This window comes from Candidatus Poriferisodalis sp., assembly GCF_965237655.1.
GTDB lineage: Bacteria > Actinomycetota > Acidimicrobiia > Acidimicrobiales > Poriferisodalaceae > Poriferisodalis.
The window spans coordinates 277012-303073 of sequence record NZ_CBDEGB010000001.1 but is presented as its reverse complement, the minus strand read 5'-3'; the positions used below and the strand labels follow the sequence as shown (position 1 = coordinate 303073).

Genomic DNA, 26062 nt, shown 5'->3' with positions numbered 1-26062 from the left:
GGGACGACCCGATGGCAATCATCACCGATCGCCCAGAAGGCGAAGCATTCGGCACCGAGCTCGAGGTAGCCGGCGATGCCCCCCACGTCACCGACGACTCGCCACGCACCGGCGTCTTTGCACGCCCCACTCAAGCGATGGGCTGGCGCTCGTGGCTGTTCACGGTGGACCACAAGAAGATCGGAATCATGTACGGCGCTGCCGCCATGTTCTGGTTCCTCGTGGGTGGCATCGAGGCCGGGCTCGTCCGCCTGCAGCTGTGGGGGCCGGACGCCGGGGTGTTGAGCGCCGACTCCTACAACCAGCTCTTCACCATGCACGGCGTCACCATGGTCTTCCTGGTGATCATGCCGCTCGCGAACGCGTTCGCGAACTATCTGGTGCCGCTGCAGATCGGCGCCCGAGACGTGGCCTTCCCCCGGATGAATGCCCTCGGATTGTGGATTTTCGCCTTCGGCGGAATTTTCTTGAATCTCAGCTGGTTCCTCGGCGGTGGCGCTGACGGCGGCTGGTTTGCCTACGCACCCAATACCGGGCTGGCGTTCAGCCCCGGCAACGGCATGGACTTCTACGCGATCGGCTTGCAGATCGTCGGCATCGCCTCGCTGCTGGGCGCGCTCAACCTGCTCGTGACCATCCTCAACATGCGCTGCCCGGGCATGTCGCTGCTGCGCATGCCGGTGTTCACCTGGATGATCCTGGTGGTGCAGTTCCTGCTGGTCTTCGCACTGCCGGTCATCACTGTGGCACTCGTGCTGCTGACCTTCGACCGCACCTTCGATTCGAACTTCTTCGACGTGACCGCGGGCGCCGATCCGCTGCTGTGGCAGCACCTGTTCTGGATATTCGGCCATCCCGAGGTGTACATCCTCGTCCTGCCGTCGTTCGGCATCGTGTCTGAGACGCTGCCGGTGTTCAGCCGCAAGCCGCTGTTCGGCTATCCGATCGTGGTGTTGTCGGGTGCCGCCATCGGCTTCATGGGCTGGGGCGTGTGGGCGCACCACATGTTCACCTCCGGCATGGGGCCGGTGTCGGTAGCGGCGTTCTCAGCGACGACCATGTTCATCGCTGTGCCCACCGGCGTGAAGATCCTGAACTGGATCGCAACCATGTGGGGTGGGAAGGTCCGCTTCACGGTGCCGATGATGTTCTCGGTATCGCTGGTCTCGATGTTCACCATCGGCGGCCTGTCCGGCGTCATGCACGCCATTGCGCCCGCCGACACCCAGCAGACCGACACGTACTTCATCGTGGCGCACTTCCACTACGTGCTCTTCGGCGGCGCGCTCATGGGCCTGTTCGCCGGCATGTACTACTGGTGGCCCAAGGCATTCGGCTTCCACCTGAATGAGCGGCTCGGACGCTGGCACTTCTGGCTGGTGCTGCTGGGCTTTAACCTCACGTTCGGGCCGATGCACATCGTGGGCTTGCAGGGCATGGCTCGGCGCCACAGCGTCTACGGGGAATTCGACGGATTCGAATTCTGGAACAAGGTCGCCACGATCGGCTACTTCATCATCTTCATTTCCATGGTGATCTTCGCCGTCAACATCTTCGGGACGTGGGGCCGCTTCCGCCGGGGCCTCGAGCCGAAGGCCGAGGCCGACCCGTGGGACGGCCGCACGCTCGAATGGGCGATTCCTTCGCCGGCACCCGAGCACAACTTCGACTACGTGCCCGTGGTGACCGACGTCGACGACTTCTGGCACAAGAAGTACCAACACGACGAGAACGGCAAGTTGCGCCGGGTCGCCTATGGCAACGACATCGCCCAGCTTGGCGACCAGCACCCGCACCTGCCGTCGCCGTCGTACTGGCCCATCGTGCTGGCCATGGGCCTGCCGCTCATCGGGTTCGGGCTCATCTACAACTTGTGGATCACCGGCATCGGCCTGCTGCTGCTGGTCGGCTCGATGTTCGGCTGGACTCTCGAGCCGCCCACCGATCCCGACGCGGGGCATGGCCACGGCCACGACGACCACGGCCATGACGGTCACGACGACGATCATGACGGCGGCCCCAACGGCCACGCTGACGGGAATGGCGTGCTGGCGGCCAGCACGCCGAATGGGGAGGCCACCGGTGACTGAGACCGCTGAAGCCGCCGTCGAACCAGTCGATCCGGACGAGCCGCAATTCGCGTACCCGCGCACCTCGTGGGACGACTACGAGATGGTGCCGCCCACCACGAGCCTGTCCAACGAGAAGATGACGATGTGGGCCTTCCTGGGCTCAGATTGTCTGCTCTTCGGCGCGCTGATCTCGACGTACCTGCTGCTGCGCAACCGCAAGCCGCCATCGGGCGAGGAGCCGTTGGCGGCGGCTGATCTGTTCGACATCCCGTTCACATCGGTGAGTTCGTTTGTGCTGCTGATGAGCTCGCTCACGATGGTGCTGGCGGTGTCGTCGATTACCCGTCGCGAAATGGAACGCTGCAAGCTGTGGTTGCTGAGCACTGCCGCGCTGGGCGCGGTGTTCATCGCCGGGCAGGTGTACGAGTTCACGAGCTTCTACCGGGAGGGACTCGGGTACACGGTCAGCATCTCGTCGTCGGCCTTCTACACGCTGACCGGTTTCCACGGCGTACACGTGTCGCTGGGCATCGTCATGCTCGTCACGCTGTGGATGCTGGTGAACCGTGGAATTCTCGGGCCTGAACGGGCGGAAACCGTCGAGATCATCGGCCTGTACTGGCACTTCGTCGACATCGTGTGGATCGTGATCTTCGCGGTCGTCTACTTGATCCCGTAGGGAGTGCAGCGATGAGCACCGCCACCGAAACCGCCCCCGAAGAGGTTCACGACGACCACGGCGACCACGAACACGGCCTGAGCGACTTCGGCTACATCAAGGTCGCCCTGCTGCTGGGTGCGCTGACAGCAGCGGAGGTGATGACGTACTTCGTGGACTTCGGTCCGGTGGAGGTTCCGGCGCTGCTCATCCTGATGGTGGTGAAATTCCTGATTGTCGTCGCTTATTTCATGCACCTGCGGTTCGACAACAAGCTCTTCACGTGGCTGTTCGTGGGTGGCTTGGTGCTCGCCGTCGCCGTCTACGCGGCGTTGGGCACCTCGATGGTGTTCTGGACCGACCCAGCGGGCTGCGACCTCAGCCCCAACCTGAACTGCTGATCGTCGTCCATCGACGCGGTTCCCGAGTACAGCCGCCTCTTCAGACGCGGTTGAGCCGCTCTATCGCCGAAGCGGTGTAGTCGCCATGGGGCCCGTCGTGGCTGAACACGTACGCGTTCGTGCGGTTCGCATCGCCCGCCACGGCAATCACGAACTTCGACGGCTCGGACACGATCGGCACCAGTCGGTCTGGATCGTTGGAGGTTGCGAACTGCTGCGGCAGCTTGCCGGCGGCGACGACATCGGTGAGCCGGGGACGACCCGCCGTCAGGTTCGTCCATTCGCCGATGAGCTTCTCGAAGCGCCACGCCGGGATGCGCGCGTGTTCGAACAAGGCCTCCGCCAAGCGCGCCTTCGTCCACCCTGCCGCAGCGCAGGTGCGTGCCAGGATCGGCGACAGCACCAGCAACGGCCGGTAGTGCAGGTGGCCAAGGCCGTACAGGTGGCCGAGATCCCAGCCGGTGATGCGAGCCAGTCCGTCGCTCAGGTAGGGCACGATCTCGTCCGGTGTCGAGCCGAACACACTGCCGACGATCGCGCCGCTGTTGAAGCGGGCCATGGTCAGCACGTCGTCGTCGGGGCCAAAGCCGAACTCGGAGCTGACGGGTTCCCAGCCGATGTCCGCCAGCGTCGCGGCGTCCTCGCACAGCACGACGCGGAATGTGTTCCCGAACGTGGACTTGTCGTGTTCGGTGGCGGTGAAGCCGAAGACGTTGCGCTGGTACAGCCGCAGCCACCGTCCGACGCTGGTGTTGGAGCGCACGCCGTCGCGCAGCGCCCCGACGCCGGAGTTGAAGCCGAGTTCTGCCGCCCGCGGCCCGTCGAGGATCATCAGGGCATCGGCGCCGGTGGTGTTGCCGGAGTGCTCGGCGCCGTAGTGCGGGTCGGCCAGGATGCGGGCCGCGGCGAGCAGCACCGGAAGGTGCCGCGCTTCGCAGCCCGCCATGACGGCGTTGGTCGTCACCGACCACACGGTCATGTCACGGCCGGTCGTGCGAGCGAGACCCAGCGACTGCTGCGGATCGAGGCCAGAGCCGGCCAGGAATGCCTCGACACGGTCGCGTGTCGGCGGCACGATCGGCAGGCCGTCGGACCAGCCTCGGCTGGCAAAGACATCGTTGATCTCGTCGATGGATCCGCTGGCCACTGGGTCGTAGGGAGCTGGGTCGTCAGGCGCTGGGTCGTAAGGGAGCGGATCGATGCGGGAGGCAGCGCCGTTCGTGCCGTTGCTGACCGCCGACTCGCCGGTGAGGCCCTCGATGACTGCGTCGACGGTGTGAGAAACGAAGTTGGCCGCCATCTCGGCGGCGGACTGGGCATCGACATGCCCTACGGTGAGAGCCACTGGCAGTCCATCGAAGCCGTGTCCTCGTGCGGTGGCGATGGCCTGGCCGTCGAAGCTCTCGCACACGACCGAGACCGACGGCACTCCGGCGGTCTCGGCCACCACTGCTGCCCGCGCCACGGCGGGCGTGCAGCTGCCTCAGCAGCCCATGCCCGACACCACCGCGTCCACGGCTCGTGAACGCAGCGAATCGGGCAGGCGGTCGATCACTTCGGCTTCATCGGGGCCGTGGGTGTTGCCGAACGTGTCGTAGCCGATGAACTCCACGTTCTCGAACCGGTTGGCGAGTTCGCGCTCGAGGATCGGGAACAGCTCGTCGCCCCGGAACAGGTAGTCCCACAGGAACCCGATTCGCTTGCCGGCCAGCGTGTCGAGCCGCGGCGCCAGTTCCCGGTGTTCGATTCCCGAACGGGATCCAGGCCAGACGACGTCGTAGGCGGGTTCAGTGGTCATGGCACCTCGGGACTCACAGATGCGGGCGCATCGACGTGGAGGGTCACGATATCCAGCCCGTGATACTGGTGGTGAAGCACAGAGGACGCGTGGTGCCGGAGCATCCGCAGCGACAGGTCGCGCTCGGTGGGCCGTCCCGTGGCGTGGTCGGCCAGCACTGCGAACTGATCCTCGAAAATGGACGATCGGCTGTCGATGTCGTGGGGTCTTGCGTCCCTGGGTAGCTTCACCCGGCGTGATCGATCTTCGGCGGCTCCGTGACGACGCTGCGTATCGCGACGGCGCGATTCGCAAGGGCACCGAGCCCAGTCTCATCGACGAAGTGCTCGCGGCAGACGAGACATGGCGGTCGGTGACCCATCAGGCCGAGCAGGCGCGTGCCGCCCAGAACGCCGCCTCGCGCGAGATCGGCCGTGCGGCACCCGACGATCGCCCGGCCAAGATCGCCGAGGCGGGACGCTTCAAGGAAGAGGTGGAGCGCCTTGAGACCGAAGAGCGCGTAGCCGCGGAGCGGCGCACCGAATTGGCGCTGCAGGCTCCGAACCCTGCGGCGGCCGACGTGCCGTCGGGTGGTGAGGAGGATTTCGAGACGGTGCACGAGGTGGGGGAGTGCGGCGAGCCGCCTGCCCACGATCACGCCGAGATCGGAGCACTGACCGGCCTCGTCGACTCGGAGAGCGGGGCCCGCAACAGCGGCTCGCGGTTCGCCTACCTCAAGGGTGCCGCAGTGCGGTTGGAGTTCGCCCTCGTGCAGTGGACGATGGACTTGCTGGAGCGAGACGGCTTCGTCCCGGTCGCGCCGCCGGTGCTCGTGCGCGAGGAGATGATGGTCGAGGCCGGGTTCTTCCCCGCAGACCGTCACCAGGTGTACGAGATCGCCGGCGATGATCTGTTTCTCATCGGGACATCTGAGGTTGCGTTGGCTGGCCTGCACCGGGGCGAGCGCCTGGGCCGGGCTGAGCTGCCGCTGCGCTATGCCGGGTTCTCGTCATGCTTCCGCCGCGAGGCCGGCACCTACGGCAAGGACACCCGCGGCATCTTCCGGGTGCACCAGTTCGACAAGGTCGAGATGTTCTCGTTCTGCGATCCGGACACGAGCTGGGACGAGCTGGAGGCCTTGCGCACCATCCAGGAGGAGATTGTCGGTTCGCTCGATTTGCCCTACCGGGTCATCAACGTGGCGGCCGGCGATCTGGGTGCAGCAGCGGCCAAGAAGTACGACCTCGAGGTCTGGTTGCCATCGGAGCGGGCGTACCGCGAGGTCACGTCGTGCTCGAACTACACCGACTACTCGGCTCGTCGCCTTGGCACCCGCTGGATCGATGACGACGGCACTGGCCTGATCCACACGCTCAACGGCACGGCCTGCGCCATCGGCCGCACCCTCGTGTTCATCATGGAGAATCACCAGCGCCCCGACGGCTCCATTGCCGTGCCCGAAGTGCTCCACCCCTGGCTCAATTTCACCGAGATCGGTGCGCCAGCCTGAGCCTCCAGCCAGCCGCAACCCTCAGGGGACCTCAGCGACGAACCAGATGGGATCCTCATCACGTGGCTGCACTGAGGCGATGAAGAAATCGGAGCCCGGCGCGAGTGCGATGCTCGACGCCAAGACATCGACTCCGAACACATCTTCGGTGTCCTGCCAGCTCCAATCGACACCATCGCGGGACCAACCCACCCACAGAGAAGTCGTGCTTCGCGCCAAGCTGACGGTGCCTTCGAAGCTCCTGCCTAGCTCGTTCTCCAAGTGCTCCCCCAGCTCGGGATCGAATCGCGATCGGAACTCGTCGAGGGGTTCTGCCAGAAAGACGAATCCGGCAGGTCCGACCTGAGACTCGGAGTTGCTTGGGTATTCGAGTACAAACTCGTCGAGGTTCGCCACAGGAGCAGGCGCCTCGCCGCATCGCAACGTTGTCAGAGCGTTGCGCACAGGGGGATCTGAGATCACGGCCCACGCCTCGCCGTCGGCATCGATGCCAGAGAATGCAGGGCCGTGTCTCGGGCTGAGCGAGTACACCTCGCCCCACTCGTGCCCGTCAGTCGAAGCGGAATATTGCCAGCCATCTGGGTCGTCGCGATCGAGAGCAAGCATGAAACCGTCCGCGGTAGCCAGTCCCTTGGCCCATGCGTTGGGGAACTCGGCGGCAACCTCAAGACCGTTCTCATTGCCGGCGTAGATCCGGGTGTAGTGGGCATCGTCGAAATGGATCCGATGTTTGTCGCCCAGCAGCCGCTGCTCTCGTTCAGTCAAATCAAGCCCTTCGAGCGGGATTTCGCTGAAGGTGATGTCGTCTTCGGAATCCGAGATAATCGCGCCGACGATCACCGTTCCGCCCCGATAGCCGAGGTAGGCACTCTCGGGTTCGATCTCGACCATGCGTTGCTGGCTGCGGGGGTCGGTGGGGCGTATCTCCAATGGAATACGGGTGATCAGCACGATGCGGTGACGCGACACCATGAGATCGGATGTGAAGAGGTTACGGTCCCAGAACAGCGACGGCGCGGGCGGATGGATGGGCACGTCAGTCCAAGTGGCACCATCATCGGTGGAGGTGATGACGAGGTCGAGATCCCACCGGTCCTCGCGGTCGAAGTCGTCATCAATCCTGGGACCTGCGATAACCCAGCGGCCGTCAGCAGAGCGCACAAGTGTGGGGTAGACGTGCGACGGAATGGGCAGTTCGTCCCAGTCGACGCCGTTTGAAGTGACCCGCAAGCGTTGGCGTCCGTTGTCGTTTGCCCGGACCAGGACGGAGCCGTCAGGCATCGTCGCGAATCCAGGAACGAGGCCATAGCTCTCCACGACAACGTCGAGGCTGGCGAAGATGCTCACCGTGCCGTCGTCTTCTACGACCGTCTCGCTGGATGTACGCGTTCGGTAGAACTCCTTGATGGGCGGATCGACTCGCGTCCACTGCAGGACCGGCGGGGATGACAGGGTTGCAGCCACTGTTGGAGCCGTTGCGGTCTCGACGGATCCAGCCGGCGCTTCGACTCCGCACGAATTCGGCGACGAATCGAACAACTCGAATGCATCGTCGCCTGCAGCCAGCACGGTGGCACCTATGACGGCGGCAGCGACGATGACCGCGGCGATGATGGTTTGCGGGCGCCACGACCGCTTCGGCGGCCGCGGCGATTCGCTGGCGACGTCGGACACTTCATCGGCCGTGTTGTCGGCCATGCGTTCGAGACTAGGCGTGCGTCCTCAGTTGATTGATTGGGCTAGGTGAGGGAGAGGCCGACGTAGGCGGCGGCCGTTGCGCCCGTGATCGTCAGCGAGACGTAGCCGAGCGCGAGCACGGGGCTGGCCCGGCCGAGGCGGGCGCTCTCGGGGAAGATGCCCGACACGGTGGTCAGGGCGCCGAGACCCGCGGTGCCAACGATGGTTGCGGCGGCGCCAGATGTGCTCGCGAGCAGGCCCAAGGCGAAAGCTCCCGCGACGTTGACGATCAGCGTCCCGCCCGGCCCGAGTGTGGTGCTCGCTCGCCAGCGGAGCGTAGTGCCGACCGCGGCTGCGACACCAAAGCCGAGCATCACTGCTGCCGTCGTCATGCTCGTCTCCAGTAAGCGAGAACAGCGGTGCGGCTCCCCACGAAAGCTGCAGTGCAGGCAGCAATGGTCAGGCCCAGCCATGCTCCTGCGGTCCCGATGCGGCCGTCGTCGAGGTACCTGGCGAGTTGCAGGGCGAGTGCCGACATGCTGGTGAGCGCCCCACAGAAACCGGCCGTCAGCCAGGGAGACGGGCCAGCGTCGCTCCCGACGACGCTGGGGGAGCGAGGCTGGCTACGCCTGTCAAGGCGGATGCGCTCGTGGCGAGCGGTGGCCCAGCCGACGATGCCACAGCCGACGACGTTGACAATGAGCAGCGCCCAGTTGTCGTCGATCTGTGCGGCGACGCCCCACCTGACGGCAGCGCCGGCGATTCCAGCCACCGCGACTGTGGCTGCGATGCGCGACGGCATCGGGGATCTCTCAGCCGGCGATCGAGGGCTCGGGGACCAGCCCGCGACTATCGCCTGCCGAATCCTCCTCAGGCGTCCATGCGCGAGCCGCAGCCGCCAGACCTTCGATGAGCGCCTCGTGATGGGGTACCCGGCCGGGCCCACCGAACCCCGTCCACATCGGGCTCTTGCCGCGGATGCGCGGGGGCAGCTCGATCTGCACACCACCGCTTCGCGGCAGGTTGCAGGGGTTGCGCGGGTGCTGGCCCGCCAGCGAGCGGGGGATGTCGTCGAGACGGTGAAGGATCTCGTAGTGCGGCAGCCGCCTGATCAAGTGCACGGCGACGTGGGACGCCAGCGTGCGATTGCGGCCGCCCAGCAGCACCGCTCGCAGTAGGCGGGGGCTGCCGAATCCATGGACCGCGACCACCACGTCGACATGGTCGAGGAACTGGCGCAGCACCGGGGAGTCGGTTGGATCGAAGCAGTGGCTGGGCAAGTGCCACTGGTCATCGGGGCCTTGAAGGCAGGCATACACCGAAGCGCCGCTGCGTTCGGCAGCCGCCGTGGCGATGTCGTCGGTGACCTCCTCGAGCCAGCCGCCATGAAAAGCCATGAAGCCGAAGCGCGAGCGCAGTTGCAGCACCTCGGTCACACCAGACCGGCCGAGGAGTTCGGCAAATGGCCGCTCGGCGTCGAGGAGCGTGCGGTCCGTCAGGTGCAGTGCCACAGTGGCTCAGTTCAGCATCTCGGCGGCACTGTCCGCTTGGTCCGTCCCAGACAGTTCATCAACGTCAGCGGTCGCCGTCTCAGCGCCGTCGCCACGACCCGCTACCAGCATCGTCATGCCACCGACCGCGAGCACGATGCTCATGACAAGGCCCAGTCGCACGCCGCCCACCGAGGCGACCCAGTTGCTCAGGCTGCTGCTCCAGCGCTCGACGGTCACCACCAGTCCGTCACCGCTGCGGTCAGTCAGATCGTTGATCCAGTACCAGATCGTGAAAGCACCTGCTGCAATCATCAGCACCGCGGCGATGTTGTCGGTGTGGCGCATCAGCACGCGCAGCTTGCCGAGCAGCCAGCCGCGAGCCAGCGCCAGGCTGACTGCCAGCGAAGTGAGCACCATGCCCATGCCCAGCGCATAGAGCACGAACGACACGATTCCGCCCACGAAGCCGTCGTTGCCAGCCGATGCGGTGACCACGACCAGGAACGTCGCCAGCCCGCACGACACTGAGGCCACGGCGTAGCTGACGCCGAACAGGAACAGCGAGCGCACGTCCCGACCGGAGGCGCCGCGCTCGAATTTGGGCAGATACGCCGTCAATCGGAATCCGGCGAGTATCGCGACGCCGAGTGCGATGAGCCCCACGCCGATGACAATGGCCGCCCACGGCACGTAGTCGCGCAGGGCGCTCAGCCCGGCCGACAGCGCGATGCCGACGATGCCGAACACTGCGACGATGCCGGTGGTGACGACGGCGCCGGTTGCCAGCGCCCGCCCGACGCCGGCGCGGGAATTGCCTTCGGAGGCTCGGCGGTCGATCCCCAAGAAGAACGACAAGTAGGCGGGCAGCATCGCGAAGCCGCACGGGTTGACCGTCGCGACGATGCCGGCCGTGAAGGCGAAGGTGAGGCGTGCGCCGTTCACAAGCCGCCCCTGCGCGGGAGAGACCCGACTGGTGTCACTTCTGCCATCCGACTCATCATTGCGCCCCTCACGGCATCCTCATAGCCCGAAGTGCTCTTCGGCACGGCTGGTGATGTCGTCGAGGGTCAGCAGGCCGCTGTGAGTCTCGAGAATCTCACCGTCGGGCGACACAAAGACCGTCGTGGGCATGCCCAGCCCGCCGAAGTCGATGAACAGCTCGCCCTCATCGAGCCCGGTGGGATAGGTCACGCCGCGTTCGGCCACTGTGGCGATGGCGTCTTCGAGCCGATCGTTCGCCGCAAGGCCCAGCACCGCAACCGTGGCCCCGTGGGTATTCCAGAAGCGTTCGAAGTCGGGCATCTCGGTCACGCACGGCGCACACCACGATGCGAAGAAGTTCACGATGAGCGGGCAGCCCACATAGCCAGCGAAGGCGGCCGGTCGTTCATCGAGCGTCACGAAAGCCAAGGCGTGCACGGCGCCCAGGCTCGAGTCGACACTGTGTTCTGAAGGGTCGATATCGCTGCACAGAGGAGGCGGTTCGGGAGCCGCGGCCACAACCGTTGAGGCGGGCACAGCCGAAGCGGACACAGTCGAATTGGGGGTGCTGGCCGGGTCGGAGTCGACGTCGACCCCGCCGCTGCCCACTTCGGCTTCCATTGCCACCAACGACGTCATCGCAGGCTGGCCGCCGCCCGCCAGCAGGAACACTGTTGCCCCAAGCGCGTACAGGCCAAGCAGGGCGAACAGCCCACCGCGCCAACCTGATAGCTGCGTTCGCCAGCGCGCCGCTCGCTGTGCATCCATGCAGCGGCGAGGCTACTTGCGCTTCATGTGACGCCCGTTTCAGGGCTGCCAACGCCCTGACGACCCGCCCCGTGGCTGCCAGCCGCCCATTTCGGGCAACCTCAGTCCACCGGGGCAGGCCGTGTCTGATGGGCCTGTCTGGGGACAGGCCCTCTCGAGGACGCGCCTGAGCGGGGGAAGACTCAGGCGCGAACCAGGTCGGGAGGCAGTGGCACCTCCTCGATGATCAGCGGCGGCCGCGGCCGTTTGGGCGGTCTGCCGCGTGGGCGTTTGTCTCTGCAAACTCGGCCGTTCTCGAAGAGCTCGCCGCCCCACACGCCCCATGGCTCGTAGCGCGCCTTGGCGGCCTCGAAGCACTCGTTCATTACTGGGCAGGCCGAGCAGATGGCCTTGGCCCGAGCGATCTCGTAGAAGTTCTCCGAGAAGAACAGCGGCGTCAGGGTTCCCACGAGGTCGCGGCAGCGGCCCCGAGCGCGCCAGGCCTCATTGGTGAGGCTCGGTGGGTTGTCGATGATGAGTTCCAGCATGTGTGTGCTCCTCTGTGATGCCGGTTTGGTGTGGTGGTCGGTGGTGGTCTTCGCGCTTGCGCCGAGAACGCAGAACGGCCCCCGGGTTGTCCCGGCGGCCGTTCGGAGAGTTCTGGTGTCTCAATGGACTACATCAGACACTCCGAAGGCCGCAGGCGGTGGCGCTTGATGGTTGCCGTCGGGTGGGTACCGAAAACGCGCACGGCGTGCCGGAACACCGTCGGCATAGGGCCCGTCGCAGTGCGGCCGCAGATGGGCATGCCGCGCTCGTAACACCACATGACGGGCTGCTGGTCGCAGCGCGCGCCGAGTGCAGGCACCCGTACGCGGCCGTTACAGGCACGCGCCGTGTTGTAGGTGCCGAAGTCGGACATCCGGAGATCCAATCGAGCCAATGGTCGGGGCAGGTGATCAGCTGCGGTCACCCGACGATACGCCGCAGCGCCGCCAAGATCACCACGTCGCTGCGGGTCGTGTCAAGTTATTTTCGGCCCGTCGCGCAGCGTCGCCCGCGCGGAGCGGGGCTTCGCCATGCGCGGGCGCTCAGCTGAACTCGTATTCGAGGACGTTGTCGGGCCGGCGGGAAACGTTGACTTCGCCGATGTAGCGGAGGTGCTCGAGATGGGCGAACGTCTCTGACTCGGCCATCGGACCCCACGAGCGCTCCTTGAACAGCTGCTTCATGTAGTCCTGCACGGGGGCACGTCCGAGCCGGTCAGATGAGGAGCGAAGCAGGTCCAGGCGCTCGTTGTGGTGGCGCTTGATGTCGCCAACGCGACCCACGAGATCGGTGAAGGGCTGGCCGTGAGCCGGCAAGCCCATCGTGACGCCGTCGAAGGTGGCGACTCGATCGAGGCTGGAGAAGAAGTCCTTCAGCGGGTCACGCGCCGTCGTGATGCCTGAGATGTGCGGTGTGATCGTCGGCAGCACATGGTCGCCGCAGATCATCAGCCCACCCTCAGGATCGAACAGGCACAGATGGTCGATGGTGTGCCCGGGCGTGTGGATCGCCACGAATTCGCGCCGCGCCAGCTTGATTCGGTCGGCGTCCTCCACGCGATGGGTGGGATGCGGCGTGGCGAACCAGCGACCGCCCCAGCCGTTGCGCATCGCGAAATACCCGACCTTGGCGCGCAGCGGCATCTTGTAGCGCTGACCGCCCCAAGGTGTGGGTCCGCCCGGACCGGTATCGCGCCCGCTGTACACCGGGTCGGCGACCAGTTCGTTGTTCTCGCCGTCGGACGACACCGTTTCGAGCGCTTCCTCGTCCTCATCGGCCGTGTCCCACCACAGCCGGAACCGTCGATGGGTCACCAGGTCCGCGCCGAACTCGCGAGCGAAGCGCCCCGCTGCTCCGAAGTGGTCCGGGTGGCTGTGGGTGACGATGATCGAGTGGACTCTCTCGGGCGGAACTTCGGCTTTAGCCAGCCCAGCCATCAGTGCCTTCCAGCTCGCCGGACCGGGCAGGCCCGGATCGACGAGGGCGACGCCGCGGTCGTCGTCGAGGATGTAGCAGTTGACGTGCCCGAGGCCCGGCATCGTCATGGGCAGCTGCAGCCGGCGCACGTCCGGAGCGAGCTCAGTGATCTTTCCGTCGGGCGGCAGCTGCTCCTCGCGGGTGGGACGCGACACGGGCTGCAGGCTAGCGAGCCACTTGATCCTTCTAACGAGCGTTCGATTCTGGGTCAGGACCCGGTGTCAGGTCCGGCAACTGATCCGGCGGCAGGCTCGGTCACGTTCGATCTCAGCCACTGCTCGCGGTAGAAGCGAAGCTCGTCAATGCTCTCGAGCACATCGTCGAGGGCTCGATGCTTGGTGGTGCTGGCACGAGACCTGCTCAGATCGGCCCACGCCTCGGCCACCTCGGGCTGCCAGCGCTTGGCGAGCTCCTTGACCGACGACACGTCGATGACCCGGTAGTGCAGGTGCTCTTCCAGCGCCGGCATGTACTGGTCCAAGAAGCGCCGGTCGGTCCCGATCGAGTTGCCGCACAGCGGCGCTGTGCGGGGCTCGGGAACGTGCTCGGTCACGAATGCGAGCGTTCGTTCTTGTGCTTCGGCCACGGTGAGCTGCGAGGCCCCGATCTCATCGAGCAGCCCAGTGGCCGTGTGCATCTTGTGCACCTCAGGGTCCATCGCCTCCAGGTCTGCCCGCGATGCTCCGATCACCAGCGACGGGCCCGTGGCAACGACCTCGAGCGAGTCATCGGTGATGACCGTCGCGATCTCCACGATGCGATGGCGGCGATGATCCAGCCCGGTCATCTCGAGGTCCAGCCAGACCAGCACGGCTGCATCGTAGGCACGACGGAGGGTGCTGGCCGTTCTAGCGTGCAGGCGATGAAGGGCCTGTCTCGCACGAGACTGTCGCGCCAGGGCCCAGGGCGACGGCTCACGTCGTCCGGGCTTGAGCCCAGTCAGCGGCTCCTCGCAGGCCTCGCCGTCCTCTTCATCATCTTGGTGGCCGGCACGACGGGCTATGTGCTGCTGGGGCTCGACGTGCTGGACGCGCTCTACCAGACGGTCATCACGATCTCGACGGTGGGCTACGGCGACCCCGAAAACGTGGGCGGTCGCTACCAGCTGTTCACGATCGCTCTCATCCTGCTCGGCACCGGCACCTCGCTGTACACGATTGGTGTCGTCATTGAAATGCTGTTCGAGGGACGGCTCGACGACCAGTTCAGGAGGCGGCGCATGCAGCGCTCCATTGACAATCTCTCCGGTCATTCGGTCATCTGCGGCTATGGCCAAGTAGGCCGGGCAATTGCTGCGGCCATGGACGACGGCGGCACAGAAGTCGTGATCATCGATCGGGATCCCGACATCAGCGATGAGGATCGCGTTCTCGTACTCGGCGACGCCACGAACGACCGCACCTTGCATGACGCGGGCATCGAGCGCGCCAGGTCGATGGTGCTGGCGCTCGATTCCGACGTCGACAATCTCTACGTTGCCTTGAGTGCCCGCTCGCTGTGCCCGGGGCTGTTCATCGTGGCCCGGGCGAACTCGGCGGGTGCGGTGCCGAAACTGCGCCAGGCGGGAGCGAACCGCGTGATCAACCCGCACCAGATCGGCGGTTCGCGCATGGCCGCGATTGCCTTGCGGCCTGGCGTGGCCGGTTATTTCGAAGAAGTCCTCCGCCGGACCGACCAGGACGTACGTCTGCTCGAGCACCGAATTCCCGAGGACAGCCGCTTCGTGGGCCGGCCCCTGTCAGAACTCCAGCTGACGCAGCGCACGGGCTGCGGCATGCTGGCAATCCATCGTGGCGGCCGCTGGCTCACCAACCCCCAGGGCGGCCATCAACTCGCGGTGAACGACGAGCTGGTCATGCTGGGCACGGACGAGCAGCTCAGCTTGGCGCTTGCGCTGTTTGAGAACGAATCGCCGCCAGGCGCCTGACGGTCACGCCGGCCGCGCATTGACCCTCCAAGTCCCCGAACCAGTGTGCTCGACAAACGATGCCGACTCAATCGGCTTGGCTCAATCGGCCACGAGGTGCAGCCCCCGGCGGGCCTGCTCGATGCGCTCGTAGCTCTCGCTGTCTGCGAGATAGCGACGCTTCGCAAGCCGTGCCCGAGCGCGCCGCCTGCGGGCCTTCGCCGCATCGGCGTCGACAGCGATACTCCTGGCGGCAATCGCGGAGGCGAACACACGGGCGTGCGGCCCCCGTGCGGCGTGACGAGTCGGCGTCTTCGTGTCGGGATCGGCCTCGAACTTGAACTGCGAGACATCGAACAGCGTGAGCGGCGGCTGTGTCGGTGGCTTCGTCGTCATGGCGTCATGACTACTGAGGGGGTGTGACAGTCATGATGGGAGGGTCAGCGGCCAGGCTCAGCGTCCCGAGTGTCCGAAGCCTTCGAGACCCCGCTCGGTCTCGTCGAGTGCCTCCACCTCTTCCCACTCGGCCCTCTCGACGCGCTGGATGACCAGCTGCGCGATCCGATCGCCGCGCTGGATCTCGTACGGCTCGGTGGGATCGGTGTTCAGCAGCAACACGCGCAGCTCATCGCGGTAGCCGCTGTCGATCAGGCCGGGCGAGTTCACGCATGTGACCCCGTGCCGCATCGCCAGCCCGCTTCGGGGCTGCACGAAGCCCGCATAACCGGGCGGGATCGCCACGGCGATGCCCGTCGGGACCATGGCCCGGCCCCCGCCCGGAGCGAGCGTGACCGTCTCGGCGGCAAGCAGGTCGCATCCCGCGTCACCCGGCTTGGCATAGGCCGGCAGCGGAAGGTCGGGGTCGAGGCGTCGAATCGGCACAGCCACCACGGCGAGCACTGTAGGTGAGGCTCCAGCTACTGCCGTGGTCGTTGCGGTAGGCCGCCCGGGGCTCGAACCCGGCATCTTGGGGTTGGTAGGGGCCTGCTCTACCCGATGGGTTAGCGGCTCGATGTCATGACGCTCTTGTCGACGGTAGGCCGCCCGGGGCTCGAACCCGGCATCTTGGGGTTGGTAGGGGCCTGCTCTACCCGATGGGTTAGCGGCTCGATGTCATGACGCTCTTGTCGACGGTAGGCCGCCCGGGGCTCGAACCCGGCATCTTGGGGTTGGTAGGGGCCTGCTCTACCCGATGGGTTAGCGGCTCGATGTCATGACGCTCTTGTCGACGGTAGGCCGCCCGGGGCTCGAACCCGGCACCTTGGGATTAAAAGTCCCCTGCTCTACCCGATGAGCTAGCGGCCCGACGTCCGCAGGCACCGATGCGGCGCTCCGGCACTCGTGTCGAGGCTACTGGCGAGGATTCTCGCTCTAGCCTGACGTCGGTGCCCGAAGAGTCGTCTCCACTGGTCTCTGCGCAAACTTCGCCGACGGGGTCGGAGCTGCTGAACGACGCTGAGCTCGACGCCATGGAGGACGACCTTGCACGAGCTGAACGGACCTTGGGCCTGCTGGCGGACGCCAATGTCGACCCCGCAGCTGCAACGTCCTGGCTTGTTGAGCGCTGACGACAGGTCCCGAGCGCGCGCCGAAGCAAATGGGCGCAGCTACTCGATCATGAGGTCGACGTCGGAGGACACCAACTCGACTCTGTTGCGGGGCTCAAGCTGATCCCACGACCACTTCGCATCTGCAGCGGCTCCGTCAAGCCAGAACCACCGTCCTGCCAGGTTCGGCACCCGCTCGTCGCCGAGACCGACGCGGGCATCGATGGTCTTGAGCACGCCGGCATGTCCGACGAGCAGCACCGGGCCGCAGACCGACAGGTGTCGCTGCAGCGCGGGCAGCAGGCGTCGGGCAATGCTGTCTTCTGACTCGAAACCGGGCGGCCACCGCCGGGCAGCGACGTCGCCCGGCCAGCCCTCGTCGATCTCGGCCCGGGTGAGGCCCTCCCAGGGACCCGCGCTGCGCTCACGCAATGATTCGTCGGCCACGACGTCGCTGACGCCGAGCTGCTTCGCGATGATCTCGGCGGTCCGGCGTGCCCGCTGTAGGTCGCTGGACACGATGAGGTCGAATGTCGGCCGATCGAAGGCCCCTCGACCGGTGTGCAGGTCGCGACCACCCATCACGGGGGTGCGCCAACTGTCGTCCGCAGCTGCGAGCGCTGTTGCCAGGGCGTCGGCGGCAATCTCCGCTTGCCGTTCTCCGAGACCTGTCAGAGGTGGGTCGGCCTGTCCCTGCCAGCGGCCGCGCAGATTCCACTCGGACTGGCCATGGCGCACCGCCAGCAACTCTGAATGCTGTGTCACGGCGCCTGACCGTAGCGGCGGCCGCGATGCCATCCGTGGACAACCGGCAGTCGTGCTGCCGGCCTCATCAGTCCCGTCAGCGCTCAAAGTTGCCTACCGAGACGTCGGTACGCTTCTTTGCATGGCCGCCAGGCTCGCGCAGCTTCGAATCCCGGCGTTCAAGAGCGTCCGTGACTCTTACGTGCAGTTGGGTCCGCTCACCTTGCTTGTCGGTCGCAACGGAAGCGGAAAGTCAAACGTCATCGATGCCTTGGCCGTTCTGTCAGCGCTTGCTAGTGGTGTTCCCATCCGGGAGGCACTCGACGGCACGCGCGACGGGCCTCTTGTACGCGGGGGCTCTGAGGGCTGCGCGCCAGTGGGTGAGGATTCCTTTCGAATTGGGTGCGCCGCGATCATTGACCGAGTCGCGTACTACTTGGATCTCGAGGTCGCAGTACGTCCCACCGTTCAAGTTGTCAGCGAGAATCTTTGGACTAGGCGGCGGGGCGGTCCGCGCAAGGGCGAACTACAGGATCTGTTGAAAACGGATCCTCCGCGACCTGATTCTGGGGACATCGTCGCACGCTGGGACAATCGCAAGCAGGGGCCGAATCCAGCGGTCACGTTTCGTGCCACGCAACTGCTCACTGCGCAGGCGGCGACCCGAGTGCCTGCAACTTCACAGGCAGGGCGACACGTTCGGAACATCGCCGAGCAGATGCTTGAAGCGATGTCTGGGGTCTTCATTCTCGACCCTGTGCCCCACCAGATGCGTGAGTACGTCCCCGAGAAGGACATCAATCTGCGCAGGAACGCTGACAACCTCTCAGCAGTGCTTGCCGAATTGTCGCTCGATCCTTCGACGCAGTTGATACTGCGCGAAATGACCGAATCGCTTTCTGAAGCTCAGGTTTCCGAACTCGGTACCGTGCGCAGCGAACTCGGCGACGTGATGGCGACCATTCAGGAGGAGATTGGTTCCACGGTCCGTTCCGTCCCGGCACGATTGATGAGCGACGGCACGCTCAGATTCTTGGCTATAGCCGCGGCGCTGCTCGACCGGCCACAGAGTGTTGGCGATGAGGACGAGGTGGCGCGCGCCGAACGACTGCTGGTTGTTGAAGAGATTGAGAATGGCCTGCACCCGTCACAAGCAGCGCTGCTCCTTGATCGGCTGAAGGAGTCTGCCGAATCAGGTGTACGGACCTTGGCAACGACGCACAGTCCGGCGATTCTCGACGCGCTGCTCGGAGAGGATCACCGGGGCGTCATCGTGTGCAGTCGCGATGACGACGGCTGGAGCCAACCCACGAAGCTGACTGACTTTCCCGATTATTTCGAGGTGGTTGGGCGCGGTCCCTTGGGCTCTGCGGCTGTGAGGGACCGATTGAGGCCACAGGAACAATTGGCGACCGAGCAACGTTCCCTCGTGGATGTCCTCGGATTTTGATTGCCGATGGATCCCCGCAAGGCTGTCTTTGTCGACACGTCCGTGCTCCTTCGCTTGATCGGCATAGACGGCGACGAAGCTGCTCGCGAGATCGCCGCGGAGTTCGACCAAAGGACAAGTGCGGGTCAGCAGTTCGAGATTCCCGTGACGGCAATCGTTGAGACCGGCAACCGCATCGCCCAGCTACCCAGCGATCGCCGCCGCTTCGCTGAAAAACTCGCGGGCGTGTTGGAGGCGGTTCAGTCGGGTGTGCTGCCGTGGATACTCCGTGCCACGGTCTGGAATGAGGAATTCGTTCAGGAACTCCTGGATGGCAACGCGACCGGTTCCACTCTCGTCGACCTCGTCGGAAATGGGCGTCTGGGTACTGGTGATGTCGCGATCCTCGTGGATCGGGACCAATTTGAGCGAGCTACTGCGTACGTCAGTGTCAAGGTCTGGAGCCTGGACAGCCAGCTGTCCGCATACGGCTGATGCTCGAGCGCCTTGGCACGCCCGAGGTTTCTGACCGAAGCGGGCGCTCCGGCCCCGCCGTTGACACTGTTGCCTCCGACTGTCATAAAGTCGATCGGTAGCATCGCGGCGATGCCGACGGTGACGATCCGCCTTTTTGCGGGGGCGCGTGAGACGGCCGGCGTCGGCAGCACCCAGACCGAGGCGTCATCGGTCGCCGACGCGCTCGACTGGGCCAAGGCGAACTTCGGCGATGGTTTCAGCGCCGTATTGGCCGCCAGCCGCGTCTGGCTGAACGGCGAACCCGCAGATCCCGACTCGCGGCTCAGCACCGGCGACGAGATCGCCGTTCTGCCGCCGGTTTCGGGCGGTTGAGCAGCGGCGGCACGGTGGCGGCGCCTCCCCGAGCACCGGCGCACATCCCGCCAGCCGTGCTGTGGCTCGGTCCCGCAGTGGCGTTGCGTGACGCCAGCATCGGTGCGGGAATCCTGTGGTACGCCGCGCAAGTGGCAGCCATCTGGGCAGGGGCGTTGACGTTTGGGCTGTTCATGACGGCGATTGCCGTGCTTGGTGCCTGGCAAGCAGCGAGCGTTCGCGGCCGCGCCGACGCAATGTCCCAGCGGCACGGCGATGACAAACCTGCCGCGCCGGCCACGCTCGAGGTAAACCATCGATTGCCGGCTGCCGCGCTCGCTGGCGCAGTTGGATTCGCGGGCGTCCTCGACACACGGCTCGCGGGCGCGGTGCTCGGCGCGGCGGTCATTGCCAGCTTCATCGTGGTTGGGGCGTTGCGAGCCAGCCGCGGCAGCGCCGGCGCGACCGCCAGAGCACATGCACTGCCACCGGCTGTTCTGGCTCGTGCAGGACTGTTGATTCGCACCTGGATGCACGTCGGGGTCGCCGCCGCGTGCTCGGCAGCGATTGCTCGGTACTCGCTCGGTGCGACCCTGGTGCTGGTAACTGCTGCGGCTGCCTACGACGCGGGCGCTCACCTCACAGCGGCGGGGCGGCCACCGGGAGTGCGGGGCCCGTTTGTGGGACTGGTCGGAGCCGTGATCACCATCTTTGCGCTGACCGGTCTGAGCGTGCCGCCGTTCGCACCCTCTGACGTCATCGAGTTCGGTGCGCTTGCCGCGCTGACACTGGCGATCGGACCCGCCGTAGCCCGGCCCATGACGGCCTTCGCGGCGCGGCCGCGGCGCCGGCTGGCGGATTCGCCGAACTCCGCGAACCAAGCACCGGCCGATTCCCGAGCAGGCCAGCGCCCCCGAGCGCGTGAACGGGCGTGGCTGCGACTGAGTGGGGAGTGGGCAGTGCGCAGGATCGATTCGCTGAGCGTGACCGCGCTGGTTTGGATGTGGGGGCTGGGTCTGCTTGCCATCTGAGCATTCGAATCGGCGCGAACCGGGCGAGACCGCTAACACTGCCGACCCGTTAGTGCTGGACGGGCGATCTGCGTAGCGTTGTCGGCTGTGGCCCCCACCGCATCGGACGATTCCGGGTATCCGGCGACTCGGCTACCCCGCAGCGATGCCCCGGATCGGCGGGTATCTCGCGAACCTGGACGCGTCTCATCGGTAGCGGTGCTGTGCATGCACACCTCGCCGTTGCACCAGCCCGGCAGCGGCGATGGCGGCGGTTTGAACGTCTACGTGCGTGAACTCACCGCGGCGTTGGCGCATCTCGGCGTCGAGTGTGACATCTACACCCGGCGCACCGATCCGTCACAGCCCGATGCGGTGGATGTGGAACCCGGGGTGCGCGTCACCCATGTCGATGCTGGCGCTCCCTCGCTCGACAAGGACGACCTGCCAGCGGTGGTCGCAACGTTTGTTGACCAAATCGCCGAGCATCTCGTTCGTCGACCGGTCGACGCCATCCACGCGCACTACTGGCTGAGTGGCATGGCGGGACACGAATTGAAGCACCGCCTCGACGTGCCCCTCGCGGTCACCTTTCACACATTGGGGCGCGTCAAGACGAGCACCGGTGATGCCGAACCGCGCCACCGCGGCGATGCGGAACAGCGCATCATCGACTGTGCCGACGCCGTGTTCACCTCGGGAGACGCCGAGGCCAGCCAGCTGCAGTCGCTGTACGACGTTCCGTTTGAACGGGTCCATGTGCTGACCCCCGGCGTAAACCGGGCCATGTTCGCGCCCGGTCAGCGCCACGCGGCGCGGGCGGCGATCAGGCTTCCGCCCGGACCGGTGCTCCTGTTCGTCGGCCGTCTCCAGCCGCTCAAGGGCGCCGAACTGGCCGTCGAGACCCTTGCAGCCACAAGAGTCGCTTCTTCCGACGGAGCCCAGGCCCAGCTGGTCATCGTGGGAGGACCCAGCGGTCCGCAAGGCGAATCCACGCTGGCCCGGTTGAGGGTCATGGCTGCCGACCTGGCGGTCGCCGACCATGTGCGGTTCGTAGAGCCGCTCCCGCATCACCTGCTGTCGACCTACTACCGCGCGGCCGATGTATGCCTGGTGCCGAGCCGCTCGGAATCGTTCGGCCTGGTTGCGCTCGAGGCCGCTGCCTGCGGGACACCCGTGGTCGCGTCCGATGTGGGCGGCCTGCGCGACAACGTCGTCGAGAGCCAGACCGGGTATCTCATCGCCGGCCGTGACGCCGACGCGTACGCCCGCCGGGTCACCGACATCCTCACCGATCCACTGCTGGCGCTGCGCCTCGGCGATGCCGGCTCTCGCCGCGCGGAACGCTTCAGCTGGCGCGCGAGCGCGACTGCGGCTCTCGAAGCACTTGACACCGCGGCGCGCCGCGAACTCGTTGCCTGCGTGTGAGTCACCCGGGCACCAACTCATGACCCGTCGCCCGGCCACCGACGCCGAACTTGATCAGCTCGAAGCTCGCATGGATGCCTGGCTGGCGCAGTGGGCTCGCTCACAGGCCGAAGGCGCTCCCGACGAGCGCCCCATGTTGATTGACGTGACCCGGGACGATGCAGTGCCGCGCCGCTGGTACGTGCGCCTGGCGGGGGAGTCCCGCGACGTGATTGCCATTTGGCTGACGCTGCGTCAACGCACGTTGGCCTACGAGTCCTACGTGCTCCCAGTTCCTCCGCAGCGACCAGACCAGGTGGCCGACTTCGTCCTGCGCCGCAATTACGCGCTTGTGGGCGCCCAGTACGGCATCGGCCCCGAAGATGCGCTGTACCTGACGGGCGAGCTGCCGACGCATTGCGTCGACGAGGACGAACTGGATCGGATCGTCGGGTCGCTCTGGGCGTACATCGAGCGCGACTTCACGACGCTGCTTCGCCTGGGCTTCGGGAAGTAGATCCCGAAATTCATTTGACGGCTTTCATTGTCTTCTGATTGATTCAGTGCTCGCCGGGGCATTCGCCAGCAGGCATGCAGGGAAGTGCCCCACTCACGGCGAGTGCCCCGGCACGGCACGTTCAGTCGCCTCGCGAGATCCAGGGGATCGCCCGAGCCCGACATTCGATGGTGACGACATCGGAAACCTCGGCGGAAGAGGTTCGGATGCGGTCCGGTACCTTGATCCCATGGCTGAGGTGGTCGAACTGCTCATCGTGGGCGGCGGCAAGATGGGGGAGGCGCTGCTCGGCGGACTGCTCGCGGCTGGTCGCAGCGCTGAGACAATCTGCGTAGCCGAACCGATCTCGGCTCGCCGGGATGAACTGGCCGGCCGCTACGGCGTGTCGACCTCGGACGACGTCGTGGCTTCGACCGGTGCCATTCTGGCAACCAAGCCCGACGTGATCCCGGCTGTCGCGGGTGCCGTCACTGCCGCCGGCACCGATCGCATCCTCTCGATTGCCGCCGGGGTCACTCTGACAACACTGGGCAATGCTGCTGGCGGCGGCACCCCCATCGTGCGTGCCATGCCCAACACGCCAGCGCTGGTGTCGCAAGGCGCGGCGGCAGTCTGCGGGAACGACCAGGCAACCGATGCGGACTTCGCATGGGCCGCCGAGATCCTCGGCTCAGTGGGCAGCGTCGTGCGAGTTTCCGAGCACTTGATGGACGCCGTCACTGGCCTGTCTGGCTCCGGTCCGGCGTACGTGTTCCTTGTCGCCGAGGCGATGATCGAAGCGGGCGTGCTCATGGGCCTGACCCGCCCGGTGGCGGCCGAGCTGGCCAACCAGACCTTGCTGGGCGCTGCGACGTTGCTGGCCGAAGGGCGTTCGCCTGCCGACCTGCGGGCCGACGTGACCTCGCCTGGCGGCACGACCGCGGCCGGGCTCCGGGAACTGGAACGCCATGGCGTACGGGCCGCGTTTGCTGCGGCCGTCGAGGCGGCGACCCGCCGGTCGGCCGAACTCGGCAAAGCGTGATCGAAGGCCGAACGAGGACCGGCGACCCGAGATGACGGGCTTCGACACCGTCACCTGCCTGAGCGATCTGGGTACCGCAGACGAATCGGTGGGCGTCATCCACTCGATCCTGCGCCAGGCCGCGCCTCATGCGGCTGTCATCGACCTGTGCCACGAGATCGACCCGGGCGACACGCGCACGGCGGCGTTGATGCTGGTGCGCAGCGTGCAGCATCTCGCCCCGGGCGTTGTGCTGGCATCTGTGGGCCGGCTGCTGGACCGACCCGCAATAGCGGTATCGGTCGGCGGCGGTCAGTCGATGCTGGTCGGCCCTGACAATGGCGTGCTGGCTGCAGCCACTGCAGCGGTGGGTGGCGCGGACGCAGCAGTCCGGATCTCCGATGGCGGCGACGCGGACCACCAAACGGTGCTGCACCCGGCCCGTGACGTGCTTGCACCCGCAGCGGGCCGGCTCGCAGCAGGGGAGCCCATCGAGGCACTGGGATCACCGGTCGACCCGGCGTCGTTGCTGCCCTCGCTGGTCGCCGTGCCACGCATCTCCGACGACGGCTCGGTGGCCGCAGAGGTCCTCGCGGTGACGCGCTGGGGCACGGTGCAGCTCAACGTGGACCGCGACACTCTGGCACCCCTCGGCCAGCAACTCGTCGCGGAATGGATTGCCAGCGCCAGCGTCGGGGTTTCGGCGGCGGCCAACTCCCAATCGGTCCAGCTGGCTGAGCCGGGCACCGCAGGCACGGGCAGCCTTGCACTGTCGGATGATCCCTACGGCCTGCTCGAGTTCACCGTCGCGGGCGGGAGCGCACACCATCTCGGCTTCGATGTGGGAACCGAAGTGCGTCTGCGGAGGGTGACATGAGACCCCGCACCGCCCTCGTGCTGGCCATGCTCGCTGCACTCATCCTGCTCACGGCCACGATCCGGTTGGTCTTTTTCTTTGCCTGAGCGCCCCAGATCCATATTTCTTACGCGACATTTGCCCGATCGCGTGGAAACGGGGTGTCTGATCGGCGAGACTGTGTGGGCCGCATTCCCGACCCCGGGGTAGTCCTCGTGTCCATCGTTGTCATGGGCGTGAGCCACCGCAGCGCACCGCTCGAATTGTTGGAGCGGTGCACGGTTGCCACCGCCGACGTGCCGAAACGACTTGGCGATCTCGCCGGTTGCCCCAACGTCAGCGAAGCCGTCGTGGTGTCCACCTGCAACCGCACCGAGGCCTACGTCGTTGCCGAGAAGTTCCATGCGGCCTTCGGGGAACTGCGCGACTTCTTCTGCACGCTGTCGGGCGCGGCGCCAGCCGAGATGTCCGACCATCTTTATGTCCTCTACGACGACGACGCAGCGCGACACCTCTTCCGGGTGGCCAGCGGCTTGGAGTCGGCGGTGCTTGGCGAGCACGAGATCTTGGGTCAGGTACGCACTGCGTGGGACACGGCGCGTGCTGAGGGCACCGCAGGCACGGTGCTCAACCAGCTGTTCCGTCATGGCATCAGCGCCGGCAAGCGTGCACGCACCGAGACCGGGATCGCACGGGGCACCGCTTCGGTCAGTCACGCAGCGGTGAGCATGGCCATCGAATACCTCGGCACGCTCGAGGACTGCCGGGTGCTCGTCGTGGGAGCGGGCGAGATGGCCGAGGGGATGATCGTTGCCGTCGCAGCCGCGGGCCCGGCGGCGGTGCAGGTGGCAAATCGAACCCCGTCGCACGCCGAGGCCCTGGCCGCGCGTGTCGGCGGTCACCATCTGCCGCTCGGGAACCTCGAAGACGCCCTCGTCGAGGTCGATCTGCTGCTGACCTCGACCGGAGCGACGTCGGTCATCGTGGACCACGCCAGCGTGGGAGAGGTCATCGAGCGACGTGCCGGACGCCCCCTGCTGATCGTCGACATTGCCGTGCCACGCGATGTCGACCCGGCCGTGGCTCGCATTCCGGGTGTCACCCTGCTCGACATGGACGACCTGTCACGCTTCGCCGACGCGGGCCAGATCGGCAGGCAAGCGGAGGTGGCGGCGGTCGAGTCCATCCTGGCCGCCGAGACGGAGCGCTTCTCGGGGGATCGCACCGCCCGAGAGATGGCACCGCTCATCGAATCGCTGCGCGGCAAGGCAGAAGCGGTGCGCAAGCGGGAAATCGAACGTGCGCTGGCCGCGCACCCCGAAATCGACGACGACGCTCGCGAAGCGCTCGAACGTGCGACAACGGCCCTCGTCAACAAGCTGCTGCATCAGCCCACCGTCGCCCTGCGGTCTGCGGCGGGCAGGGCCAAGGGCGACCGGCTCGCCGACTCAGTGCGCGACCTGTTCGATCTGTAGAA

Annotated in this window: 30 protein-coding genes, 1 tRNA gene and 1 pseudogene; 16 read left to right on the top strand and 16 right to left on the bottom strand. The window is 66.2% G+C overall.

The annotated features are described in order from the left end of the window. Positions 1-137 precede the first annotated feature (137 nt). From ctaD to ACPXYO_RS01515, 3 genes are read left to right on the top strand one after another with little or no spacing between them, the layout of a single operon-like run. Complete coding sequence (gene ctaD, locus ACPXYO_RS01525) at positions 138-2090, top strand: cytochrome c oxidase subunit I (RefSeq protein WP_423918617.1); 1953 nt, start codon at positions 138-140, stop codon at positions 2088-2090. Beyond that, entirely contained in the window at positions 2083-2751 is a 669-nt protein-coding gene (locus ACPXYO_RS01520) for a cytochrome c oxidase subunit 3 (protein ID WP_423916101.1), read from the top strand. Before ctaD ends, ACPXYO_RS01520 begins: the two co-directional genes overlap by 8 nt. Positions 2752-2762: 11 nt before the next feature. Further along, complete coding sequence (locus tag ACPXYO_RS01515; protein ID WP_423916100.1) at positions 2763-3131, top strand: cytochrome C oxidase subunit IV family protein; 369 nt, start codon at positions 2763-2765, stop codon at positions 3129-3131. Positions 3132-3171: 40 nt separating this feature from the next. Here the strand turns inward: ACPXYO_RS01515 and ACPXYO_RS01510 are convergent, their stop codons facing one another. Next, positions 3172-4929 carry a UGSC family (seleno)protein gene (locus ACPXYO_RS01510; RefSeq protein ID WP_423916098.1) on the bottom strand — a complete coding sequence of 586 codons (1758 nt, stop codon included), beginning with the start codon at positions 4927-4929 and terminating at the stop codon, positions 3172-3174. Continuing rightward, on the bottom strand, positions 4926-5159 hold the full coding sequence (locus ACPXYO_RS01505) for a hypothetical protein (protein WP_423916097.1): 234 nt from the start codon (positions 5157-5159) through the stop codon (positions 4926-4928). The genes ACPXYO_RS01510 and ACPXYO_RS01505 overlap by 4 nt, the downstream gene beginning before the upstream one ends. A gap of 5 nt (positions 5160-5164) precedes the next feature. Here ACPXYO_RS01505 and serS point away from each other — a divergent pair, with 5 nt between their 5' ends. Next, on the top strand, positions 5165-6418 hold the full coding sequence (gene serS, locus ACPXYO_RS01500) for a serine--tRNA ligase (RefSeq protein ID WP_423916095.1): 1254 nt from the start codon (positions 5165-5167) through the stop codon (positions 6416-6418). Positions 6419-6439: 21 nt separating this feature from the next. On the opposite strand, the gene ACPXYO_RS01495 is transcribed toward serS, so the two are convergent. From ACPXYO_RS01495 to orn, 10 genes are all read right to left on the bottom strand, one after another. Continuing rightward, entirely contained in the window at positions 6440-8116 is a 1677-nt protein-coding gene (locus ACPXYO_RS01495; protein WP_423916093.1) for a hypothetical protein, read from the bottom strand. Positions 8117-8157: 41 nt separating this feature from the next. Beyond that, positions 8158-8487 carry a CrcB family protein gene (locus tag ACPXYO_RS01490; RefSeq protein ID WP_423916091.1) on the bottom strand — a complete coding sequence of 110 codons (330 nt, stop codon included), beginning with the start codon at positions 8485-8487 and terminating at the stop codon, positions 8158-8160. After that, positions 8484-8897: a fluoride efflux transporter FluC gene (locus ACPXYO_RS01485; protein ID WP_423916089.1), complete on the bottom strand. Its 414-nt coding sequence runs from the start codon at positions 8895-8897 to the stop codon at positions 8484-8486. Before ACPXYO_RS01485 ends, ACPXYO_RS01490 begins: the two co-directional genes overlap by 4 nt. A gap of 10 nt (positions 8898-8907) precedes the next feature. Next, entirely contained in the window at positions 8908-9606 is a 699-nt protein-coding gene (locus ACPXYO_RS01480; protein WP_423916087.1) for a poly-gamma-glutamate hydrolase family protein, read from the bottom strand. Between the two features lie 6 nt (positions 9607-9612). Continuing rightward, on the bottom strand, positions 9613-10530 hold the full coding sequence (locus ACPXYO_RS01475; protein ID WP_423916086.1) for a cytochrome c biogenesis CcdA family protein: 918 nt from the start codon (positions 10528-10530) through the stop codon (positions 9613-9615). A 78-nt stretch (positions 10531-10608) separates the two neighbouring features. Next, positions 10609-11337, bottom strand: a complete 729-nt coding sequence (locus ACPXYO_RS01470; RefSeq protein WP_423916084.1) for a TlpA family protein disulfide reductase — start codon at positions 11335-11337, stop codon at positions 10609-10611. Between the two features lie 182 nt (positions 11338-11519). Next, on the bottom strand, positions 11520-11864 hold the full coding sequence (locus ACPXYO_RS01465; RefSeq protein ID WP_423916083.1) for a WhiB family transcriptional regulator: 345 nt from the start codon (positions 11862-11864) through the stop codon (positions 11520-11522). Between the two features lie 128 nt (positions 11865-11992). Next, the gene (locus tag ACPXYO_RS01460) at positions 11993-12238 is read right to left on the bottom strand and encodes a hypothetical protein (RefSeq protein WP_423916081.1); all 246 of its coding nucleotides are present in this window, start codon (positions 12236-12238) and stop codon (positions 11993-11995) included. A gap of 169 nt (positions 12239-12407) precedes the next feature. Continuing rightward, on the bottom strand, positions 12408-13496 hold the full coding sequence (locus ACPXYO_RS01455; protein ID WP_423916079.1) for an MBL fold metallo-hydrolase: 1089 nt from the start codon (positions 13494-13496) through the stop codon (positions 12408-12410). A gap of 53 nt (positions 13497-13549) precedes the next feature. Further along, positions 13550-14152, bottom strand: a complete 603-nt coding sequence (gene orn / locus ACPXYO_RS01450; protein ID WP_423916077.1) for an oligoribonuclease — start codon at positions 14150-14152, stop codon at positions 13550-13552. Positions 14153-14203: 51 nt separating this feature from the next. On the opposite strand from orn, the gene ACPXYO_RS01445 reads away from it, so the two are divergent. Next, a complete protein-coding gene (locus tag ACPXYO_RS01445) occupies positions 14204-15268 on the top strand; it encodes a potassium channel family protein (protein WP_423916075.1) in 1065 nt (354 codons plus the stop codon). 81 nt (positions 15269-15349) lie between these two features. Here ACPXYO_RS01445 and ACPXYO_RS01440 read toward each other — a convergent pair whose 3' ends face one another. The 3 genes from ACPXYO_RS01440 to ACPXYO_RS01430 all read right to left on the bottom strand — a co-directional run bounded on the left by ACPXYO_RS01440 (position 15350) and on the right by ACPXYO_RS01430 (position 16552). Next, positions 15350-15643 carry a hypothetical protein gene (locus tag ACPXYO_RS01440; protein WP_423916074.1) on the bottom strand — a complete coding sequence of 98 codons (294 nt, stop codon included), beginning with the start codon at positions 15641-15643 and terminating at the stop codon, positions 15350-15352. A gap of 57 nt (positions 15644-15700) precedes the next feature. Continuing rightward, positions 15701-16213, bottom strand: a complete 513-nt coding sequence (gene dut / locus ACPXYO_RS01435) for a dUTP diphosphatase (protein WP_423916072.1) — start codon at positions 16211-16213, stop codon at positions 15701-15703. A gap of 266 nt (positions 16214-16479) precedes the next feature. Continuing rightward, positions 16480-16552, bottom strand: a tRNA-Lys gene (locus ACPXYO_RS01430). Positions 16553-16632: 80 nt separating this feature from the next. Between ACPXYO_RS01430 and ACPXYO_RS01425 the strand changes: the two genes are divergently transcribed. After that, positions 16633-16815, top strand: coding sequence for a hypothetical protein (locus ACPXYO_RS01425; RefSeq protein WP_420622144.1), 183 nt, complete (start codon positions 16633-16635; stop codon positions 16813-16815). A 39-nt stretch (positions 16816-16854) separates the two neighbouring features. On the opposite strand, the gene ACPXYO_RS01420 is transcribed toward ACPXYO_RS01425, so the two are convergent. Then, on the bottom strand, positions 16855-17559 hold the full coding sequence (locus ACPXYO_RS01420; protein WP_423916071.1) for a histidine phosphatase family protein: 705 nt from the start codon (positions 17557-17559) through the stop codon (positions 16855-16857). A 121-nt stretch (positions 17560-17680) separates the two neighbouring features. Between ACPXYO_RS01420 and ACPXYO_RS01415 the strand changes: the two are divergent. From ACPXYO_RS01415 to hemA, 10 genes and pseudogenes are all read left to right on the top strand, one after another. Then, positions 17681-17830, top strand: a pseudogene (locus ACPXYO_RS01415) (AAA family ATPase); the annotation flags it as partial. Positions 17831-18256: 426 nt separating this feature from the next. After that, entirely contained in the window at positions 18257-18988 is a 732-nt protein-coding gene (locus tag ACPXYO_RS01410) for an AAA family ATPase (RefSeq protein ID WP_423918615.1), read from the top strand. Positions 18989-18994: 6 nt separating this feature from the next. Then, the gene (locus ACPXYO_RS01405; protein ID WP_423916069.1) at positions 18995-19462 is read left to right on the top strand and encodes a hypothetical protein; all 468 of its coding nucleotides are present in this window, start codon (positions 18995-18997) and stop codon (positions 19460-19462) included. Positions 19463-19573: 111 nt separating this feature from the next. Next, positions 19574-19816: a MoaD/ThiS family protein gene (locus ACPXYO_RS01400; RefSeq protein ID WP_423916067.1), complete on the top strand. Its 243-nt coding sequence runs from the start codon at positions 19574-19576 to the stop codon at positions 19814-19816. Further along, positions 19813-20826, top strand: a complete 1014-nt coding sequence (locus tag ACPXYO_RS01395; protein ID WP_423916065.1) for a hypothetical protein — start codon at positions 19813-19815, stop codon at positions 20824-20826. Before ACPXYO_RS01400 ends, ACPXYO_RS01395 begins: the two co-directional genes overlap by 4 nt. Positions 20827-20913: 87 nt before the next feature. Continuing rightward, the gene (locus tag ACPXYO_RS01390) at positions 20914-22233 is read left to right on the top strand and encodes a glycosyltransferase (protein ID WP_423916063.1); all 1320 of its coding nucleotides are present in this window, start codon (positions 20914-20916) and stop codon (positions 22231-22233) included. A 19-nt stretch (positions 22234-22252) separates the two neighbouring features. Further along, positions 22253-22729 carry a YbjN domain-containing protein gene (locus ACPXYO_RS01385; protein ID WP_423916062.1) on the top strand — a complete coding sequence of 159 codons (477 nt, stop codon included), beginning with the start codon at positions 22253-22255 and terminating at the stop codon, positions 22727-22729. 229 nt (positions 22730-22958) lie between these two features. Then, positions 22959-23750 carry a pyrroline-5-carboxylate reductase gene (gene proC / locus ACPXYO_RS01380; protein WP_423916060.1) on the top strand — a complete coding sequence of 264 codons (792 nt, stop codon included), beginning with the start codon at positions 22959-22961 and terminating at the stop codon, positions 23748-23750. Positions 23751-23781: 31 nt separating this feature from the next. After that, positions 23782-24606, top strand: a complete 825-nt coding sequence (locus tag ACPXYO_RS01375; RefSeq protein WP_423916059.1) for an SAM-dependent chlorinase/fluorinase — start codon at positions 23782-23784, stop codon at positions 24604-24606. Between the two features lie 140 nt (positions 24607-24746). Beyond that, on the top strand, positions 24747-26060 hold the full coding sequence (hemA, locus tag ACPXYO_RS01370; protein WP_423916058.1) for a glutamyl-tRNA reductase: 1314 nt from the start codon (positions 24747-24749) through the stop codon (positions 26058-26060). Positions 26061-26062 lie beyond the last annotated feature (2 nt).

Bases quoted from the DNA above. Each gene is read 5' to 3' on its own strand.
- ACPXYO_RS01470 (WP_423916084.1), bottom strand. From the start codon at position 11,337: ATGGATGCACAGCGAGCGGCGCGCTGGCGAACGCAGCTATCAGGTTGG.
- ACPXYO_RS01490 (WP_423916091.1), bottom strand. From the start codon at position 8,487: ATGACGACGGCAGCAGTGATGCTCGGCTTTGGTGTCGCAGCCGCGGTC.
- ACPXYO_RS01400 (WP_423916067.1), top strand. From the start codon at position 19,574: ATGCCGACGGTGACGATCCGCCTTTTTGCGGGGGCGCGTGAGACGGCC.
- ACPXYO_RS01515 (WP_423916100.1), top strand. From the start codon at position 2,763: ATGAGCACCGCCACCGAAACCGCCCCCGAAGAGGTTCACGACGACCAC.
- ACPXYO_RS01445 (WP_423916075.1), top strand. From the start codon at position 14,204: ATGAAGGGCCTGTCTCGCACGAGACTGTCGCGCCAGGGCCCAGGGCGA.
- ACPXYO_RS01495 (WP_423916093.1), bottom strand. From the start codon at position 8,116: ATGGCCGACAACACGGCCGATGAAGTGTCCGACGTCGCCAGCGAATCG.
- ACPXYO_RS01485 (WP_423916089.1), bottom strand. From the start codon at position 8,897: ATGCCGTCGCGCATCGCAGCCACAGTCGCGGTGGCTGGAATCGCCGGC.
- ACPXYO_RS01460 (WP_423916081.1), bottom strand. From the start codon at position 12,238: ATGTCCGACTTCGGCACCTACAACACGGCGCGTGCCTGTAACGGCCGC.
- ACPXYO_RS01440 (WP_423916074.1), bottom strand. From the start codon at position 15,643: ATGACGACGAAGCCACCGACACAGCCGCCGCTCACGCTGTTCGATGTC.
- ACPXYO_RS01405 (WP_423916069.1), top strand. From the start codon at position 18,995: ATGGATCCCCGCAAGGCTGTCTTTGTCGACACGTCCGTGCTCCTTCGC.
- ctaD (WP_423918617.1), top strand. From the start codon at position 138: ATGGGCTGGCGCTCGTGGCTGTTCACGGTGGACCACAAGAAGATCGGA.
- ACPXYO_RS01375 (WP_423916059.1), top strand. From the start codon at position 23,782: ATGACGGGCTTCGACACCGTCACCTGCCTGAGCGATCTGGGTACCGCA.
- ACPXYO_RS01410 (WP_423918615.1), top strand. From the start codon at position 18,257: ATGCTTGAAGCGATGTCTGGGGTCTTCATTCTCGACCCTGTGCCCCAC.
- ACPXYO_RS01465 (WP_423916083.1), bottom strand. From the start codon at position 11,864: ATGCTGGAACTCATCATCGACAACCCACCGAGCCTCACCAATGAGGCC.
- proC (WP_423916060.1), top strand. From the start codon at position 22,959: ATGGCTGAGGTGGTCGAACTGCTCATCGTGGGCGGCGGCAAGATGGGG.
- ACPXYO_RS01385 (WP_423916062.1), top strand. From the start codon at position 22,253: ATGACCCGTCGCCCGGCCACCGACGCCGAACTTGATCAGCTCGAAGCT.
- dut (WP_423916072.1), bottom strand. From the start codon at position 16,213: ATGCCGGGTTCGAGCCCCGGGCGGCCTACCGCAACGACCACGGCAGTA.